The 18864-nt window shown below is 41.6% G+C and carries 13 protein-coding genes and 1 pseudogene; 10 read left to right on the forward strand and 4 right to left on the reverse strand.

Annotated elements, in window-relative coordinates:
* The first annotated feature begins 136 nt into the window (after positions 1-136).
* The 5 genes from dnaE to ACOB82_RS01285 all read left to right on the forward strand — a co-directional run bounded on the left by dnaE (position 137) and on the right by ACOB82_RS01285 (position 7918).
* Entirely contained in the window at positions 137-3658 is a 3522-nt protein-coding gene (gene dnaE / locus ACOB82_RS01265) for a DNA polymerase III subunit alpha (protein WP_448211089.1), read from the forward strand.
* A gap of 49 nt (positions 3659-3707) precedes the next feature.
* Positions 3708-4664, forward strand: coding sequence for an acetyl-CoA carboxylase carboxyl transferase subunit alpha (gene accA / locus ACOB82_RS01270; RefSeq protein WP_448211090.1), 957 nt, complete (start codon positions 3708-3710; stop codon positions 4662-4664).
* A gap of 68 nt (positions 4665-4732) precedes the next feature.
* Positions 4733-6151, forward strand: a complete 1419-nt coding sequence (tilS, locus tag ACOB82_RS01275; RefSeq protein ID WP_448211091.1) for a tRNA lysidine(34) synthetase TilS — start codon at positions 4733-4735, stop codon at positions 6149-6151.
* Positions 6152-6238: 87 nt separating this feature from the next.
* The gene (locus tag ACOB82_RS01280) at positions 6239-7435 is read left to right on the forward strand and encodes a dicarboxylate/amino acid:cation symporter (RefSeq protein ID WP_448211092.1); all 1197 of its coding nucleotides are present in this window, start codon (positions 6239-6241) and stop codon (positions 7433-7435) included.
* A gap of 222 nt (positions 7436-7657) precedes the next feature.
* Positions 7658-7918, forward strand: coding sequence for a hypothetical protein (locus tag ACOB82_RS01285; protein ID WP_448211093.1), 261 nt, complete (start codon positions 7658-7660; stop codon positions 7916-7918).
* A gap of 42 nt (positions 7919-7960) precedes the next feature.
* Here the strand turns inward: ACOB82_RS01285 and ACOB82_RS01290 are convergent.
* Positions 7961-8113: pseudogene (locus tag ACOB82_RS01290) on the reverse strand (integrase core domain-containing protein); the annotation flags it as partial.
* A gap of 162 nt (positions 8114-8275) precedes the next feature.
* On the opposite strand from ACOB82_RS01290, the gene ACOB82_RS01295 reads away from it, so the two are divergent.
* The 4 genes from ACOB82_RS01295 to ACOB82_RS01310 all read left to right on the forward strand — a co-directional run bounded on the left by ACOB82_RS01295 (position 8276) and on the right by ACOB82_RS01310 (position 14630).
* Positions 8276-9457 (forward strand): efflux RND transporter periplasmic adaptor subunit, encoded by a 1182-nt coding sequence (locus ACOB82_RS01295; RefSeq protein WP_448211094.1) that lies wholly within the window; start codon positions 8276-8278, stop codon positions 9455-9457.
* A 1-nt stretch (position 9458) separates the two neighbouring features.
* On the forward strand, positions 9459-12572 hold the full coding sequence (locus tag ACOB82_RS01300; RefSeq protein ID WP_448211095.1) for an efflux RND transporter permease subunit: 3114 nt from the start codon (positions 9459-9461) through the stop codon (positions 12570-12572).
* On the forward strand, positions 12565-13941 hold the full coding sequence (locus tag ACOB82_RS01305; protein ID WP_448211096.1) for an efflux transporter outer membrane subunit: 1377 nt from the start codon (positions 12565-12567) through the stop codon (positions 13939-13941). Before ACOB82_RS01300 ends, ACOB82_RS01305 begins: the two co-directional genes overlap by 8 nt.
* A 119-nt stretch (positions 13942-14060) precedes the next feature.
* Positions 14061-14630 (forward strand): PhnA domain-containing protein, encoded by a 570-nt coding sequence (locus tag ACOB82_RS01310; protein ID WP_448211097.1) that lies wholly within the window; start codon positions 14061-14063, stop codon positions 14628-14630.
* An 85-nt stretch (positions 14631-14715) separates the two neighbouring features.
* Here ACOB82_RS01310 and ACOB82_RS01315 read toward each other — a convergent pair whose 3' ends face one another.
* A complete protein-coding gene (locus tag ACOB82_RS01315; protein ID WP_448211098.1) occupies positions 14716-15828 on the reverse strand; it encodes an ABC transporter substrate-binding protein in 1113 nt (370 codons plus the stop codon).
* 335 nt (positions 15829-16163) lie between these two features.
* On the opposite strand from ACOB82_RS01315, the gene astB reads away from it, so the two are divergent.
* Positions 16164-17501 (forward strand): N-succinylarginine dihydrolase, encoded by a 1338-nt coding sequence (gene astB / locus ACOB82_RS01320; protein WP_448211242.1) that lies wholly within the window; start codon positions 16164-16166, stop codon positions 17499-17501.
* A gap of 79 nt (positions 17502-17580) precedes the next feature.
* On the opposite strand, the gene ACOB82_RS01325 is transcribed toward astB, so the two are convergent.
* The gene (locus ACOB82_RS01325) at positions 17581-17835 is read right to left on the reverse strand and encodes a hypothetical protein (protein ID WP_448211099.1); all 255 of its coding nucleotides are present in this window, start codon (positions 17833-17835) and stop codon (positions 17581-17583) included.
* A gap of 16 nt (positions 17836-17851) precedes the next feature.
* Entirely contained in the window at positions 17852-18700 is an 849-nt protein-coding gene (locus tag ACOB82_RS01330) for an SPFH domain-containing protein (RefSeq protein ID WP_448211100.1), read from the reverse strand.
* Between the last annotated feature and the right edge of the window lie 164 nt (positions 18701-18864).

Genomic DNA, 18864 nt, shown 5'->3' on the forward strand with positions numbered 1-18864 from the left:
CTATCTTTAATAAAAATATTAATTAAGAAAAGTTAATAAGAAAAATAAAGCAGAAAATAGTGCGCCTTAGTAATCAGGTTCGCGAAAGTATTTAATCAATAGCCATAATAATAACGACAAACGATAGCGAATTTTCATGTCCGAGCAAGCAATAGCAACACCACCTCAGTTTATTCATTTAAGAGTTCATAGTGACTTTTCAATGTGTGATGGTTTAAGCAAAGTTAAGCCGATTATTGCCCAAGCAGAATCGCTAAATATGCCAGCGATTGCCTTAACTGATCAAATGAACTTGTGTGGCTTGGTTAAATATTATCATGCTTGTCATGGCGCAGGTATTAAGCCGATTATTGGCTGTGACTTTTGGGTAAAAAGCGAAGAACTTGAAGATCAGCTCTTTCGTCTGGTTATTATTGCTAGCGACAACACGGGTTATAAAAACCTAACTGAACTGATTTCCAAAGCCTATTTACGTGGCCATATTCAAAATAAAGCGGTATTAGACAAGTCTTGGTTGGTGGAATACGCACAAGGCTTAATTATTTTATCTGGTGGCCGAGAAGGCGATATTGGCAAAGCATTGCTCAAAGGCAATAACGCTCAAGTCAGTGCCATGGTTGAATTTTACCAGCAATACTTTCCCGATAGATTCTATTTAGAGCTGATTCGTACCGGCCGCCCTGATGAAGAAACTTATTTGCATTTGGCTGTAGAACTAGCCAGTGAATATGACTTACCGGTAGTTGCCACCAACGAAGTGGTATTTTTAAAAGAAGATGATTTTGATGCCCATGAAATTCGCGTAGCAATTCATGATGGCTATACGCTAGATGATAAACGTCGACCAAAACGTTTTTCGCCGCAGCAATATTTGCGCTCTGAGCAGGAAATGTGCGAGCTATTTGCCGATATTCCTGAAGCGCTGGCCAACTCAGTGGAAATTGCCAAACGCTGTAATGTAACCGTCCGTCTTGGTGAATATTTCTTACCCGATTTTCCTACCGAAGGGATGAAAATTGATGAATATTTAGTCAAAGTTTCGGAAGAAGGTTTACAAGAGCGCTTAGAGTTTTTATTTGATAAAGACTCCCCTGATTTTGAAGAAATCAGAAAGCCTTATGATGAGCGCTTAAAAGTAGAGCTTGAAGTTATTAATAACATGGGCTTCCCTGGTTACTTCCTGATCGTAATGGAATTTATTCAGTGGAGTAAGGATAACGATATTCCTGTAGGCCCAGGCCGTGGCTCTGGTGCTGGTTCACTGGTGGCCTATGCCTTAAAAATTACCGACCTTGACCCACTAGAATTTGATCTACTTTTCGAACGTTTCTTAAACCCTGAACGTATTTCGATGCCGGATTTCGACGTCGACTTTTGTATGGACCGGCGTGATGAGGTAATTGCCCATACAGCAGAGCTTTACGGGCGTGATGCGGTATCGCAAATTATTACCTTTGGTACTATGGCGGCAAAAGCGGTAATTCGCGATGTTGGCCGAGTATTAGGTCATCCATACGGATTTGTTGATCGAATCTCGAAACTTATCCCGCCTGATCCAGGCATGACGCTAGCTAAAGCCTTTGATGCTGAGCCAAAATTACCCGAGCTTTACGCGCAAGATTCAGACGTTAAAGATTTGATCGACATGTGTCGTATTTTAGAAGGTACTACACGTAATGCCGGTAAACATGCCGGTGGCGTAGTTATTTCGCCGACAACCATTACTGATTTTGCGCCGCTTTATTGTGATGACGAGGGTAAAAACCCCGTTACTCAGTTTGATAAAAATGACGTTGAAGATGCCGGTCTGGTTAAGTTTGACTTCTTAGGCCTTCGTACGCTGACCATTTTGCAATGGGCCATTCAAATGGCTAATGCCAAGTTAGAAGTAGCAGGTAAAGAGCCGATTGATATTACTGCTATTCCACTAGATGATAAAAAATCATTTGATGTGTTATTAGCCGCGCAAACGACTGCCGTTTTCCAGCTGGAATCGTCCGGTATGAAAGCCTTGATTGAAAAGCTAAAGCCTGACTGCTTCGAAGATATTATCGCTTTGGTAGCCTTGTTCCGCCCAGGCCCACTAGATTCTGGGATGGTAGATAACTTTATCGAACGTAAGCATGGCCGTGAAGAAGTGTCTTACCCTGATGTTACTTGGCAGCATGAATGGTTAAAGCCGGTACTTGAACCGACCTACGGCATTATTTTGTATCAAGAGCAGGTAATGCAAATTGCTCAGGTTTTGGCAGGCTATACGCTAGGTGGCGCAGATATGTTGCGTCGTGCTATGGGTAAGAAAAAGCCTGAAGAAATGGCTAAACAGCGTGCCGTGTTTGAAGAGGGCGCAAAAAGTCAGGGTGTCGATGGCGAGCTTGCCATGAAAATCTTTGACTTGGTGGAAAAATTCGCCGGTTATGGTTTTAACAAATCGCATTCAGCAGCCTATGCATTAGTGTCTTACCAAACGCTGTGGATGAAAGCGCATTTTCCTGAGCCATTTATGGCAGCGGTAATGTCGGCGGATATGGATAACACCGATAAAATCGTGACTTTGGTTGATGAGTGTAAAAATATGGGGCTGACTTTGCTGCCGCCCGATGTAAACTCTGGTCAATATAAATTTACCGTTAACGATGATAATGAAATTGTTTATGGTATTGGTGCGGTTAAAGGTGTTGGTGAAGGGCCAATAGAAGCTATTATTGCCGCGCGCAAAGCTGGCGGGCCATTTGCTGATTTATTCGATTTCTGTGCGCGAGTCGATATTAAGAAAACCAATAAACGCGTGTTAGAGCGCTTGGTTAAATCAGGTGCGATGGATGCACTAGGCCCTAAAACGCCTAGTGGTGGCCCACATCGCGCAGCAATGTTTGAAACTTTGCCTGATGCTATTCGCGCAGCAGAGCAGCATGCAAAAGCCCAATCATTAGGGCAAGATGATTTATTTGGCCTGATCAATGAACAGCCGGAAGATACCCGCCAAACGTTTAAGCAAGTAGCGCCTTGGCCAGAGCAAGTTTGGTTAGATGGTGAAAAAGAAACGTTAGGGCTTTATTTAACCGGTCATCCGATTAATCGTTACTTAAGTGAAATTAAACATTACACCACTAGCCGTTTAGTCGGCGTGCAACCCACGGGTAAAGATAAGTCAGCAACGGTAGCAGGTTTAGTGCTTGGTGTTCGGGTATTGGTGAATAAACGCGGCAAACGTTGGGCGTTGGTGACACTTGATGATCGCAGTGCGCGCATGGATGTTAGGCTATTTCCTGATGATTATGAACGCTTTGCGGAACTGTTAGAGAATGATGCTATATTAGTGTGTAGCGGACAGGTCAGCTTTGATGATTATTCCGGTGGATATACAATGTCCGGCCGAGATATAATGACCATCGCGGCTGCTAGAGAAAAAAATGTTAAATCTCTGGATCTTAGCGTTGATAGCGCCGAAATTGGTGCAGACTTTATCGAGAAATTTACTCAAGTATTGTCGCCGTATAAAGACGGTACTTGTCCAGTTCGTGTATTTTATCGTTGTCCGGAAGCTGAGGCTATGTTCGAGCTTGGCGTGCAATGGCGAGTAACACCAGAAGATATGTTACTGCATGAATTAAGAATTTTACTAGGTGAGGAAAACCTCACCTTACAATTTAAATAAAGCCAGTGCATGAGCATTGGTTAACGACAGGTTAGGTAATCAAACGCATATGTCATTAAATTTTTTAGATTTTGAACAGCCTATTGCTGAACTAGAAGAAAAAATTGAAGAGTTGCAGTTGGTCAGCAATGGTCAAGAGCTTGATTTAGATTTAGAAGAGCAAATCAATCAGCTACGCGAAAAGAACAAAGAACAAACTAAGAAAATTTATGCCAATTTAGATCCTTGGCAAACTGCGCGTGTTGCTCGTCATCCGCAACGCCCTTACACACTTGACTATTTATCACGTATTTTCACTGAGTTTGACGAGTTAGCTGGTGATCGTGCTTACGCTGACGACAAAGCCATTGTTGGTGGTACCGCACGTTTAGATGGCAAGCCTGTAATGATTATAGGCCATCAAAAAGGCCGCTCAACCAATGAAAAAGTTAAACGTAACTTTGGTATGCCGCGTCCTGAAGGTTATCGTAAAGCCCTACGTTTAATGGAAATGGCAGAACGCTTTAATATGCCAATTATCACGTTTATCGACACGCCAGGTGCTTACCCAGGTGTTGGCGCAGAAGAGCGTGGTCAAAGTGAAGCCATTGCCCGTAACCTTAAAGTCATGTCGCGTTTAACGGTACCAATTGTTTGTACGGTTATTGGTGAAGGTGGTTCAGGTGGTGCGTTAGCCATTGGTGTTGGCGATCGCGTGAACATGCTGAAATACTCTACTTACTCAGTTATTTCACCAGAAGGTTGTGCGTCAATTTTATGGAAAACAGCCGAGAAAGCATCTACCGCAGCCGAAGCTATGGGGATTACTGCAAAACGTATTAAAGAATTAGACTTAATCGATAACATTATTGAAGAGCCATTAGGCGGTGCGCACCGTGATATGGACGAAATGTCAGCCTTATTAAAACAAGCAATTAAGGCTGATTTAGACTCGTTAAGTGGGTTATCGAAAGATGAGCTGATTGAGAAACGTTACCAACGTTTGATGTCTTTCGGTTATTGTTAAGCACTCAATTAAAGCGGCCTGAAGGCCGCTTTTTATTACCAATCTAACGTTTACTCCAACCACATTTGATGAATTCAGCACAAAGTAAAATACATTCAATATTATTAACTTACCCTGACTGGCCTGTAGTTGTCGCCTACAGTGGTGGTGTTGATTCTCAAGTTTTACTTAGCCTAGTTTCAAGCGCATTTGATACGTTAACGCATGAAAATGCTAAATATCGCAATCGAAAGATAGTGATATGCCATGTTCATCACGGCCTAAGTAGCAATGCCGATGACTGGCAACGTTTTGCTGAGCAAGAATGTACGAAAAGGCAATTAGCGCTTAAAGTGGTTAGCGTGACACTTGATATTAACTCGACAGAAAGCCTTGAAGCCCAAGCACGTGAAGCGCGTTACTTGGCCTTACACCAAGTATTTGATCAGCCTACGTTAATCTTTACTGGCCATCATCTTGATGATCAGGCTGAAACATTATTATTGGCGTTAAAGCGTGGTTCAGGCGTTAAAGGCTTAAGTGCAATGGCTGAGCTTACTGAGATTAACGGCAATATAATTTGTCGACCATTGTTAGGTGAGTCGCGTCTTGCTATTGAGCAATTTGCCACAGTTCAGCAGCTAACTTGGGTAATAGATGAGTCAAATCAAGATCAGCGTTTTGATCGTAACTTTTTACGCAACAGTGTATTACCGCTAATAAACCAGCGCTGGCCGGCGTTTACTAAAACGGTGGCGAGAAGTGCGCAGTTATGTAGGGAAAATCAGCAATTGGCGGATGAATTAGCCGCTGATGACTTAACGAATATTTTGCTGATACCTGCTGCTGGTGAAAATATTGTTGGTGAAAGTAATGCTCGCTTTTGTCTTAACGAATTATCTAAGTTGTCTCAAATTCGGTTTAATAATGTTATGCGTTATTACTTTGCATCGCAGCAGTACTTGATGCCATCGCAAGCGCAATTGGATGAACTTTATAGCCAGCTAACGGCTGAGCAAGATAAAGTACCAGCGGTGAAATTAGGTCACTATTGGGCAAGGCGATATCAGGATAAACTTTATATTACCGATGACTTTGCTGATCTTTCTTCAGTTGAATTTCAACTGGATTTATCACAATTAGCAAGCGCTAAGTTACGCCTACCATTGCCAGATAATTTAGGCGTTTTGGAGTTTACGCAGGCAACTGTCGAACGTGAAAAAGGTGAGGGCAATGTCTTTTGTGTTGCAGACTTAACCTTGCCAGTTATTGTAAGGTTTAGTCATCACAACCCAAACGTTACTCCTGACTATCGTCAGCACTCGCGCTCACTCAAAAAAGTATTACAAGAGCTGCAATTACCGCCGTGGCAGCGCACGCGTTTACCGTTTATTTATTATTGCGATGAGCTGGTGGCAATTCCGAACTATTTTGTTTGCCGGCAATTTATTGAAAATACGCATAAAGCGCAAAAATCAGTATGGGTGCGCTGGCTTGCAAGTGAATAATCACGTTAGAATAGGCGTGTATTTACCAAAAAGTAATTTAAATATTTTACCCATAATAAAAATGATAATTCTCACTTTGGAGCGTTCATGAACCTAGTATTAAAACTCATTGCCGGCATTGTCGCCGGTATGCTGATTGGTCTTTATGGCCCAGATGTTATTGTTCAGCTGTTATTTACCGCACAAACGGTAATTGGCCAATTAATTAAATTCACCATTCCACTGATTATTTTATTTTATATCGCCAGTGGTATCGCGTCATTACCTCAAGGCTCGGGCTCGTTGCTAGGTAAAACCGTTGGCCTAGCTTATGGCTCAACTATCATCGCAGGTACATTGGCGTTTTTAGTTGCTAGTGCAATATTGCCAAGTTTAGTCGGTGGCAACGCATTAGAAGCGGCTCATGAAGGTGAAAAGCTAAAAAGCTTTATCGATATTAGCATTCCGCCAATGTTTGAAGTAATGACGGCATTAGCGTTAGCGTTTATTTTAGGTATTGGTATTAGTGCAATTAATGCCACTAGCTTACGTAAAGGCGTAAACGAGGCACGTGATATTATTGATGTCTTATTAAGTAAGGTTATTATTCCTGCTTTACCGTTTTATATTGCTGGCGTATTTGCTGAAATGGCTGCTGATGGTACGGTATTCTCAACGCTAAAAACCTTTGGTGTGGTATTAATTTTAGCGATTATTATGCATTGGCTATGGATCACGGTACTTTATATTGGTAGCGGTATAGCACTGAAAAAGTCACCTATCACTTTATTGAAAAACATGTTGCCGGCCTACTTTACGGCATTAGGTACCATGTCGAGTGCCGCAACCATTCCGGTGTCACTTAAAGCAACAAAATCAAATAAGGTTAGCGATAATATTGCTAACTTTACTGTGCCATTATGTGCGTCAATTCACTTAAGTGGTTCAACAATCACTATTGTGACTTGTGCTACAGCGGTTATGTTATTAACGCCAGAGCTTGCAGTACCGGGTATTGGTGGCATGATCGGCTTTATTCTAATGCTGGGCGTAACTATGATTGCAGCGCCAGGCGCGCCAGGTGGCGCAGTTATGTCGGCTTTAGGCTTACTGGCTAGTATGCTGGGCTTTACTGATGCAGCATTAGCGTTAATGATTGCACTTTATTTAGCGCAAGATAGTTTTGGAACGGCGTGTAATGTTACTGGTGATGGCGCTATTGCGCTTTGGGTTGATAAATTCGCCGATGAACAAACAGATGTCGCAACTGACACTGCTAGCGAAGAAAAAGCGACTAACGCCTAAGCTAAAATGCAAAAGCGTTAAAGTGCCAAAGCATTAAAATGCTTAAGTTAAAGTACTTAAGTTAAAGTACTTAGGTAAAGAAATTAAAAATCAATTAATAAAAGGCGGACTATCCGCCTTTTTTATGCACAATATGTTGCGCAACTGTTACATTTAATCACAATTAACCACTGACTCTTCAGCTAAGATCTTCATTAGAAAATTTTAACTGGGAGCAGGGCTATGACAAATACAATTCAACTGTATCGTTATCAAGATACCGAAAGTTATCGCCAAGCCGTCACTCAGTTAAATCCGCTCATTACCTCTGTTGCTAAATTTATTGATACTGAACAACGACTGCCAATAGATATGGTGGCAATTGAACAGCAACATCAATTACATTTAGCAGATACCGAAAATTCCCGCGCAAGGACTAAGCAATTACAAGCTTATCAAGCTAGCTATTTTACTAAAGGTAACGTTTTTAACTTAACCGTTTAATGGGTAATCCTCCCATTTTTAACTATTATCAAAAATAGAAAGTTAAGCTACAGCTAGCGGTGGTTTGCCGCCATTGGCTTTGTGTGGTCGTTTATGATTATAAAACCACAACCAATTTGTAGCATGTTCTTGAACCTCTTCCAACGTATCAAATAGATTTTTACTCAGCCAACTGTATCGAATAGTTTTGTTATGCATCCCACCCATTTTCATTTTTCGAACTTTTCTCTTATGCTTTAGGTAGTTATTGCATTATCAATATTTAGTTAAAACTGTTGCAAAATTGTAAACTATCAGCGCAAAATAGCTGATAGGTAGCAAAGCTACTCCTGACATGTTTTAAAGGGAAAGAGAAAAATGGTTAAGCTTGGTTTTTACTCGCTGTATATGTTGGCACTGGTTGTGCTGTTAACTGCTTGCCAACCTGCGCAAAAGCCTGAGGTCGTTGAGCAAGTTGTAGTAACCCAAGCCAAGCTGGAAAATGTCCCGCTTTATGGTAATTATGTAGCGCGCACCCAAGCATCACTTGATGTTGAAGTTCGTGCCCGTATTACTGGCTTTGTTGAAAGCGTAAAGTTTGTTGAAGGTAGTTGGGTTAACGAAGGGGATTTACTCTATGAAATTGATAATAAACCCTACAAAACCCGAGTGGCACGCGTAAGTGCAGCCTTTGAAAAAGCGCAAGCGGCTTTAGCTAAAGCAAAGCGTGATGTTCAGCGACTTAAGCCTCTATACGAACAAGATGCTGCCAGCCAGCTCGATTATGACAACGCTTTATCTACTCAGGAGCAAGCGCAAGCTTCGGTACTGGCGGCAAGAGCAGAGTTAAATGAAGCCGAACTAGAATTAAGTTATACCCGAATTACCGCACCAGTTAGTGGTATGGTCTCAAGCTCTGAAGCTGATATTGGCGCACTGGTGGGCTCTGGCGGCATTTCTTTGCTTACCACCATAAAACGCATTAACCCTATTTTCGTTCACTTTAATATGTCGGCGCTCGATTACCTTAATACGAAGCGCCGAATGACCTCAATTTTAGATAAATTAAAAGCCGAAGAAAAAGGTAAGGCGGTTGAAGGTTTTGTGCGTATTACATTACCTGATGACAGTGAATATCGTTATTGGGGGGATGTCAGCTTTACTGATCCGAAAATTAATCCGAAAACCGGTACGTTTAGAGTTCGCGCGGTTTTACCAAACCCTGAAAGTGAATTGTTACCCGGTCAGTATACCAAAGCACGAATTAAGTTAGATGAAATGACCAATGCGGTGATTGTTCCTGAAGAAGCCGCGCAGGTCGAACAAGGTGGCGTTTATGTGATGGTAGTGCTTGATAATAATGTTGTAGAGCGTCGATTTGTCATTGTTGAGCATTATGGTGAACCGGGCATAGTAATTGGCTCTGGTTTACAAGCTGGAGAGCGTATAGTGATTAAAGGGCTACACCGTATTCGCCATGGTAGTAAAGTTCAGGCGTTAACTGAGCAAGAATATCAGGAAGCACAACAAGCTAAGCGTATATCACCAGAGGGCGTATAAGGTGTTTTCTCATTATTTTATTAATCGCCCAGTATTTGCTGTCGTTATTTCTTTGGTTATTTCATTAACTGGCTTAGTGTCGTTATTTAGTTTACCGATAGATCAATACCCTAATATTGCACCACCTTCGGTTAAAGTGTCTGCCTCCTTTCCTGGCGCTATCGCTGAAACCGCATCTGAATCAGTCGCGGTGCCATTAGAGCAAGAGCTTAACGGCACACCGAATATGCTGTATATGGAATCAAAGTCTACCAACTCAGGTGGTACAAGTATCACCATTACCTTTGATGTTGGTACCGACCCTGATATTGCCTTAGTTGATGTGCAAAATACCGCAAACCAAGCAGGTTCAAATTTACCCGTTGATGTGCAAACTGAAGGGGTCAGTGTCAGTAACGAAAGCTCAGTAGAATTATTGAAACTAGCGCTTACCTCAGATGATGATCGTTATGATGAAATCTATTTAAGTAACTATGCCACTATTAATATTCAGGCGGCATTAAAGCGCGTACCAGGCGTGGGCAGGGTAAGAAATACTGGTTCGCGCTCTTATTCTATGCGGGTATGGGTACGCCCTGATGTGCTGGCAGGTTACGGTTTAACGGTCAGTGATGTTACGAATGCCATCAAAGAGCAAAATAAAGAAGTGGCCGCGGGGGAAATTGGTGCTCAACCGGTGGAAGATAACATCAAGCTGAACTTTGCGGTTAGAGCTCAAGGTAGGCTTAATCAGGTTGAGCAATTTAAAAATATTATGGTGCGGGTCAACAGCGATGGCTCAATGATCCGGCTACGTGATGTTGCAGACATAGAACTTGGCTCTTCTGCCTATACACTTAATTCAAAGTTAAATGATGAGCCGGCGACTGTACTACAGGTTTATATGTTGCCGGGAAGTAATGCTTTAGCTGTTGCCGAAAAAGTTCATGCCGAAATGGAGCGTTTAAGTAAAACCTTTCCACAAGGGGTTAATTGGCAAGTATTTTACGATGCGTCGGTATTTATTAAACAGTCGATTGAAGAAGTGGTTGTAACCCTGTTTCAAGCGTTAGTTTTAGTGATCCTCGTGGTGTATTTATTTTTACAAAACTGGCGAGCTACCTTAATTCCTGCGTTAGCGGTACCTGTGTCGATTGTTGGTACTTTTACTGCGATGGCGCTATTTGGCTTTACCATTAACAATGTCAGTTTATTAGCCATGGTGTTAGCTATTGGCGTAGTAGTTGATGATGCAATCGTGGTTGTTGAAAATGTCGAGCGTTTAATCGCCGAACATAATCTTGATGTAGTTACCGCCACTAAACAGGCAATGTCAGAATTAAGTGGTGCCTTAGTTGCCACCTCATTAGTATTAGCGGCGGTATTTGTGCCGGTCTCTTTTTTAGCAGGCATCACCGGCATAATGTACCGAGAGTTTGCTTTGGCAATTACGGTTGCGGTGCTAATTTCCACATTAGTTGCCTTAACGTTAAGTCCTGCACTGTGTGTGCTATTTATTAAAAAGGAACCAACAGCGCCTAACCAAGTTTTTCGTTGGTTTAATACGTGGTTAAATAATCTAGGTCAGCGCTATAGTGCCGTGGTGAGTTTAACGACAATTAACGCTAAACGTACTTATTTGCTGTTTATTTTAATGTTGTCAGCATGTTATATCGTTATGATTCATTTGCCATCATCTTTTATGCCTAAAGAAGATCAGGGGCGATTTTTTATTGATGTCGCTTTACCTGACGCCGCTACTGTTTCTCGCACCAATGCGGTAATGACTAAGGCTAACCAAATCATTCTTGCCCATGACGCGGTTGCATATACCTTTACTATTGCCGGTGAAAATCGTCGTTCAGGCAGTGCTCAGTCAAACGGTGTGTTTGAAGTAATTCTTAAGCCGTGGGAGTACCGAGCAGATAAACATTTTGATGTCGGTAATGTCATTAGTGATATAGAACAACAGTTGTATCAAATACCTGAAGCAAAATTTAGCTTATACCAGCCATCAGCAATTGCTGGGCTAGGCTCTGGTTCAGGTGTTGAATTTGCATTACAGGAAAAATCGGGCGGCGGTTTAGCGAAATTATCTGAGCCTTTATCAACCTTACTTGCTCGGTTAAATCAATACCCTGAAATTGCTTCTGCCACTTCTTCACTACGAGGGGAAGTGCCACAATTATTTTTAGAGCTCGATAGAGAAAAAGCCAAGGCACTTAATGTCCCGATTGCTGATGTATACAGCACAATTAAAGTACTAACAGGTTCATCAACGGTAAATGATTTTAATTTGTTTGGTAGAGTTTACCGCGTGAAAGTGCAAGCAGCGGGGGAGTATCGAGACCGACCTTCAGATTTAAATGAATTTTATGTACGTAGCTCGTCAGGAGATATGGTGCCTTCAAGTGTCTTAGCTGACTTAAAGCTAATTACAGGGCCTTCCGCAATAAGTCGTTTTAATATGTTTACCAGCGCTACGGTGAATGTCTCGCCCGAAAATGGTATTTCAACCGGTGAAGTCATTGAAATCATTGAGCAAGAAGTGGCGAAATTACAAGATAATATTGGTTATGAATGGACCGGGTTAACCTATCAAGAAATTCGCTCACAAGGGCAGCTTAATATCGCCATAATACTTGCCATTTCCTTTGTCTTTTTATTCTTAGCTGCGCTTTATGAAAGCTGGGTTTTACCTTTTGCCGTATTATTAATTACCCCAATGGCAATGCTAGGTGCAAGTACCTTTGCTTGGCTTGGTGGTGTTGAAAATAATTTATTTTTCCAAGTCGCCTTTATTGCCTTGATAGGTATGGCTGCGAAAAACTCGATATTAATTGTCGAATTTGCCAACCAAGAGTACCGACGTGGTAAAGATGCCATAACTGCCGCGTTAAGTGCAGCAAGTTTGCGATTTAGGCCAATTCTTATGACTGCAGCGTCATTTATTTTAGGGGTATTGCCATTAGCATTGGCTAGTGGCCCTGGCGCGATAGGCCGACAAGCGATTTCGATACCCATTCTTGGCGGTATGATTGCAGCAAGTACCATAGGTATAATTTTAGTGCCGCTATTTTTTATCACCGCTGCTAGGTTTATAACGCGTAAAGCGCAGGAGGTGGTGAATGAATAAGTTCACTGTCATTGCAGCTAGTGTTATGTTTGCGTTAACCGGTTGTGCATTAGGCCCTGATTTTAAAACACCTGAATATAATGGCGCTCAAGATTATATGGGCGTAGAAGCTAGTGAAACAACTAGTGAAGAATTGTCCTCTTGGCAACAAGTATACACTGAGCCTGCTCTGCAACATTTAATCACTTTAGCATTGGCTAATAATCATAATCTTGAAATAGCTAGAGCAAGATTGAAAGAGGCTGGGCTAAACGCTGATATTGTTGCAGCAGATAGGTGGCCAGATGCTGAAATCGGTGCTGAAGCAACTAGGAAAGAGTCTGGCAGTGGCCCAGAAAATAATTTTGAAGCAAGGGCTTATTTAAACTGGCAGCTTGATTTATTTGGTGAAAATACCAGGCGTACAGAAAGCGCATGGGCAAAGTATTATGCTCAGCAATATGCCGTGATAGCGACCAAGCTGGCATTAATTAGTGAAGTTGCACAAACCTATTTTGCTTATCAATTAGCTCAACAAAAGCGCTATATCAGTGAAAATACCATAAAAATCAGGGAACGACAGTTGTCTATCGCTCGCCTGAGAAAGTCTGGTGGCGTTATCTCGGGTTTAGAAGAGCGCCAAGCTGAAGTAGAGTTGGCTACCGCACAAGTTCAAATTCCGGCGTTAAAGCAAAACGCACTAGAAGCTAAAAACCAGCTTAAGCTGCTTATTGGTGATAGCGACGCAGAAATTATCTTCAGTGACGCTTGGTTATCTCAACCTCTACCTGAAGTACTTGAAGCCGGTTTACCTAGTGAGCTGCTCGCTCGCCGCCCTGATGTGCAACAAGCTATGCATAATTGGCATGCCAATATGGCCAATATCGGGGTTGCTAAAGCACAGTTATTTCCCAAATTAACCATTTCGGCTGATATTGGCTCAGAAACTGATTCCTTGTCAGATTTATTCACCAATGATGCATTCGTCTGGTTATTGGGGGGCGATTTACTGATGCCTATTTTTAATATGGGCAAAAATTTAAATGCGTTATCAGCGGCCGAGCAGCAAGCTTATCAAGCAAGCCTTACTTATGAACGTACTGTTATTGCCGCGATTGCTGATGTCAGCAATAACATTAGTCATTATCAATCCACTCAAGACGCTTTGCTTGCACAAAAACGTTTAGTTGACAGTTCTGCCCAATATTTTCATTTGGCGGAGCTTCGATATCGCAATGGTGTTGCCAGTTCGTTGGATTTAATGGATGCACAGCGCTCATTATTTTCCGCAAAAATAGCGTTAGCAGAGGCGACCTATGATCGATTAGAGAGCCTAACAAGGTTGTATCGTTCACTTGCTGGCGGTTGGCAACAGACTGAAGTTAATTAATCGCTTTAGTGATGTTCCTTAACTTAGCGCAGTTATTTTGCCATTTATCTTGTCACGGCTTTTTAAATTGGCGCTAAACAGGCATAATAGCACCAATTTTTTTATGGGCATTATTTCTTATGTCAATTGAACAAGCACTTATCACTCGCAGCGGCGGTTGTTGCGAACTTTGTACTAGCCAAAACGACCTAACGGTTTACCATGTGCCGCCGTCGGAAGGTAACGATCAAGATCAGGCTATTTATATCTGTGGTACTTGTGCCAGCCAAATTAGTGGTGATGCTGAATATGATATGAACCACTGGCGTTGTTTAAATGACAGTATGTGGAGCCAAGTGCCAGCGGTGCAGGTCGTTGCTTATCGTATGTTACATCAGCTATCAACTGAAGGTTGGGCGCAAGATTTATTGGATATGATGTACTTAGAAGACGATGTAAAGTCGTGGGCAGAAAAAGCCATGCCAGCGGCAGATGCTGAGCCAACACTTGATTGCAATGGTACCCACTTACAGGCCGGTGATACCGTACATTTAGTGAAAGACTTAGTGGTAAAAGGCGCGAACTTTACCGCAAAACGTGGCACGGCAGTACGTAATATCTCGTTAAGCGATAATCCATTACATATTGAAGGTCGAGTGAATGGGACACGTATTGTTATTATTGCAGACTACGTGAAAAAGTCGGTTTAACTTTTCTTTTTAGACCAACTTCTTTTTGGACCAGCTTCTTTTTAAGCCCGCGCTTAGGCGAAAATGAACCAACAATACTCTAGGGCTAATTAATTTCAATTAGCCCTTTTTTTGTCACTTTATTAAGGGTTGGCAAAATGTTAGCTGCATGGTTCTCGCTACTATAACTGACAGTTATTCCACCTAAATCAAAAGTATGACTTTCTGCTACTTCGATAAATTTTTCTTGGGTTATTGGCAAGGACACCTGTTTGATAATTTCGCTAAATAACGCGGCATTAATATAACCTTCTAACGACTCATGAGTCAGTTGCTTACCTTGCATTGCTTGGCGATATTGCTCAACGATAGCTAATTTAGACTGTTTGGGGTTTGGCACAACTGTCGACATATATATGTTTTTCGGGTTCTTAAGTTGGCTTACTAAGGCTTCAGCACCAGCAAACGATAATACACCTATAGGCATGGTTAAATTTTTCGCGCGTAAGGCGTTGGCTAAACTCGCTACTGGTTGATAGGTGCCAACGCATAATATGACATCGGGTTGCTCATCTTGCAGCACTTTGACTGCCGCAGCGATATCATTTGAGTTGCGCTTATAGCGAACCTGAATAATATCAGTGATAAACTTCTGGCTTAGGGCATTGATATAACCCTTGCTGGCGGCGATACCAAAGGCATCTGCTTGGAAAAAAATGGCGACTTTCTTTAACGGAAGTTGCTTGGTGAAATGTTCAACCAGTATTTCTGCTTCCTGATAATAACTACCACGAACATTAAAAAACTGTTTATTAAACGGCGTACGTAAAAACTCGGCGCCGGTAAAAGGAGAAAAATAAAGCATTTGATAGCGCTCAAGCAATGGCAGTATTGCTTTTGACGTTGGCGTACCAACATAGCTAAATAAGCTAAAGACTTTATCTTGGGTGATTAATTGTCGGGTATTGGCAATAGTGCGGTTTGGCTCGTAACCATCATCATAGCGAATAAGCTCAATGGCTTTATCTTGGTTTTCAGGCTGCTTATTGTATTGGTCAAAATAGCTAACTGCGCCTTTGTGTAACTCAATACCTAACTCTTTAGTTGGCCCTGAAAAAGGCGCAGACATGCCTAAGCGCACAGTATCTGCATAAAGAAATGAACTACTGACGCTACAAAAGAATACAATAATAAACGAAGCGATGTTTGCTTTGTTCAAAACTACTACCTTTATTGTCACTGCCAGTATTTTTTTTAAGGGCAGAGAAGAGTTAATTAACTTTCTAAGAGTAGCAATTTTAATTTAAAAAGCGATAAAAATAAGCGCTTAGTATCGAATAGATCAAAAAATTTACAAAATTTAATGCCTGATAATGTTATTTCCATGTATTTACATGAGTTTTCATTAACTGGCTTTAAATAATTAATTTGAACTTTAGTAATCATTAATTTTCGGTAAACTAAGTGTTAACTATTAGAAGTATAAAAAAGATCGCACCTATTACACCTATTACACCTATTACACCTATGACACCTATGACACCTATGGCCAGTATGAAAAGTACGGAAGTTAATTTTGATGGCCTCGTTGGCCCAACCCATAATTACGCAGGATTATCTGAAGGTAATGTTGCATCGCTTAACAACGCCAAAGATGTTTCTAGCCCAAAACAAGCGGCAAAACAGGGTTTAGCAAAAATGAAAGCGCTACACGATATGGGCATGAGCCAAGGAATTTTAGCGCCGCAAGAGCGCCCAGATATGTATGCTTTGCGTCGACTCGGCTTTAGCGGTAGCGATGAGCAAATATTGGCGGCTGCCTATAAACAAGCACCAGCCTTGCTATCGGCTTGTTGTTCAGCCTCGAGTATGTGGACTGCCAATGCGGCAACCGTTTCGCCGTCGGCCGATACTGTCGATGGCAAAGTGCATTTCACCTCTGCAAACTTAACTAATAAATTTCACCGCTCATTAGAGCCTGAAACCACCAGACATATTCTTCAAGCAACGTTTAACAACGACAAACATTTTGTTCACCATCAACACCTGCCAGATAATGATCATTTTGGTGATGAAGGCGCGGCTAATCATACTCGTTTATGTCAAAACTATGGTGATGTTGGAATTGAAATATTCACCTTTGGTCGCTATGCCTTTAACCGTATGATGCCAATGCCGAAAAAATACCCCGCTCGTCAAACGTTAGAAGCCAGCCAAGCAGTTGCCAGGCTTCATGGGCTTTCAGATGAACATACTGTTTTTGTTCAGCAAAACCCTGACGTAATCGATCAAGGGGTATTCCATAATGATGTTATTGCGGTCGGCAACCAAAATGTGCTGTTTTATCACCAACAGGCATTTTTAAATACCGAGAATTTTATCGCGGAACTTAATAGTAAATTTGCTGGCGAGTTGCATTGCATTGAGGTAGCAAGTGAGCAAGTCTCTGTAGAAGATTGTGTAAATACTTATCTATTTAACACCCAAATAATCACCCTACCTTCTGGGGAAATGGCAATTATTGCGCCGATGCACTGTTATGAAAACCCATCAGTAAAAGCCTATTTGGATGAGTTGGTGACCCAAAACACGCCAATTAAACAAGTGAAGTATTTTGATGTTAATGAAAGTATGAAAAATGGTGGCGGTCCTGCTTGTTTGCGCTTGCGCGTAGCGTTAAATGAAGCAGAGCGTAGTGCGGTGAATCCTGATTGTATGATGTCGGATGACAAGTTTGCGCGGTTAAATGCTTGGGTTGATAAACATTATCGCGACCAGTTAACCTTTGATGACTTAAGAGATCCGCAATTAGTAATAGAGTCACGTACTGCTCTTGATGAATTAACTCAGCTATTAAATTTAGGTAGTGTTTATCGTTTTCAGCAAAACTAGTTGAACACTCATAGGTGCATAAAAGAGGCGGGCATAAGCCCGCTTCTTTAGTTAGAAATTAAGCTTACTTTTCTAAAAACTAAGCGTTGTCTTCCGAGCTATTGTTACCTTGCAAGTCATTGCTTTGAACTGAGCCTTTAGTTTCCTGCTCGGTAGGTTCAACTACCGTTACTACCTGCTGAACTAATTTTACTCGACCAGATTTAACTAATGCCTCTCGCAACAAGTATTCAATTTGCGCGTTCACGCTGCGCAGTTCATCGTCTGCCCAGCGCTGGGTTGCCGCTAAAATATCGGGGTTAATTCTCAGTGGAAAGCTTTTTTTGGCAGCCATGATAAACCATTAAGCCTTAGTACAAGCTACCGGCATTAATCACCGGCTGTGTACTATGATCGCCACAAAGCACAACTAACAAATTGCTGACCATTGCTGCTTTGCGCTCTTCATCTAGCTCAACAATTTCTTTTTCAGAAAGCTTTTGTAGTGCGGTTTCTACCATGCTTACAGCGCCTTCAACAATTTTGCTTCTAGCGGCAATAATTGCTGATGCTTGTTGGCGTTGTAGCATGGCACTGGCAATTTCTGGGGCATAAGCTAAATGGCTGATTCTCGCTTCAATAACGCTAACCCCAGCTTTATTTAAGCGTTGCTGAATTTCTTTTTCTAGCGATTCAGAAACTTCTTGCGGATGGCTACGTAGGGCAATTTTATCACCTTCATGCATATCATAAGGGTAAGTAGTTGCCATATTGCGAAGGGCAGCTTCACTTTGAATGCTAACGTAGCTTTCATAGCTGTCAACTTCAAACATCGCTTCTGCAGTATCTTCTACTTTCCAGACAACAACAGCGGCAATTTCAATGGGATTTCCATGATTATCATTAACCTTTAATTGGCCACTTTCAAAGTTACGAATACGCAATGAAATGGTTTTGCGAATGAAAAATGGAATGGTCCAGCGTAATCCGTTAGCTTTTACTGTGCCGACATAGCTACCAAAGAAGGTCATTACTTTGCCTTGGTTTGGTTGGATCATAAAAAAACCTCCCCAACACAAGCCGACAATAGCGACAAAGCCTAATTCAAAAATAGGGTTGCCAGAGATATTTTGTAAATTAATCACCGACAGTGTTTGCAGCACTAATAGAATAACCAGTGCGATATAGCCATTTAGTGAAAATCCAAGTTTTTCTTTCATCGTTGTCTCTCTTATCGTTTTACATGATAACTAAGTGATATCATTTTGATATCAAATTTAGTTTAAGTTTTAATCGTTGTAAAGAAATTTGTTAAAAAGATGTAATACAAGATGTTACTAAATAACTTCAGGTTAAATAGAGCAGTAGCGTGAGCTATCGGCTA

The sequence above is a fragment of the Colwellia sp. MEBiC06753 genome (assembly GCF_053470325.1).

Bases quoted from the DNA above. Each gene is read 5' to 3' on its own strand.
- ACOB82_RS01325 (WP_448211099.1), bottom strand. From the start codon at position 17,835: ATGGCTGCCAAAAAAAGCTTTCCACTGAGAATTAACCCCGATATTTTA.
- ACOB82_RS01305 (WP_448211096.1), top strand. From the start codon at position 12,565: ATGAATAAGTTCACTGTCATTGCAGCTAGTGTTATGTTTGCGTTAACC.
- dnaE (WP_448211089.1), top strand. From the start codon at position 137: ATGTCCGAGCAAGCAATAGCAACACCACCTCAGTTTATTCATTTAAGA.
- ACOB82_RS01285 (WP_448211093.1), top strand. From the start codon at position 7,658: ATGACAAATACAATTCAACTGTATCGTTATCAAGATACCGAAAGTTAT.
- ACOB82_RS01310 (WP_448211097.1), top strand. From the start codon at position 14,061: ATGTCAATTGAACAAGCACTTATCACTCGCAGCGGCGGTTGTTGCGAA.
- ACOB82_RS01295 (WP_448211094.1), top strand. From the start codon at position 8,276: ATGGTTAAGCTTGGTTTTTACTCGCTGTATATGTTGGCACTGGTTGTG.
- ACOB82_RS01280 (WP_448211092.1), top strand. From the start codon at position 6,239: ATGAACCTAGTATTAAAACTCATTGCCGGCATTGTCGCCGGTATGCTG.
- tilS (WP_448211091.1), top strand. From the start codon at position 4,733: ATGAATTCAGCACAAAGTAAAATACATTCAATATTATTAACTTACCCT.
- astB (WP_448211242.1), top strand. From the start codon at position 16,164: ATGAAAAGTACGGAAGTTAATTTTGATGGCCTCGTTGGCCCAACCCAT.
- ACOB82_RS01330 (WP_448211100.1), bottom strand. From the start codon at position 18,700: ATGAAAGAAAAACTTGGATTTTCACTAAATGGCTATATCGCACTGGTT.
- accA (WP_448211090.1), top strand. From the start codon at position 3,708: ATGTCATTAAATTTTTTAGATTTTGAACAGCCTATTGCTGAACTAGAA.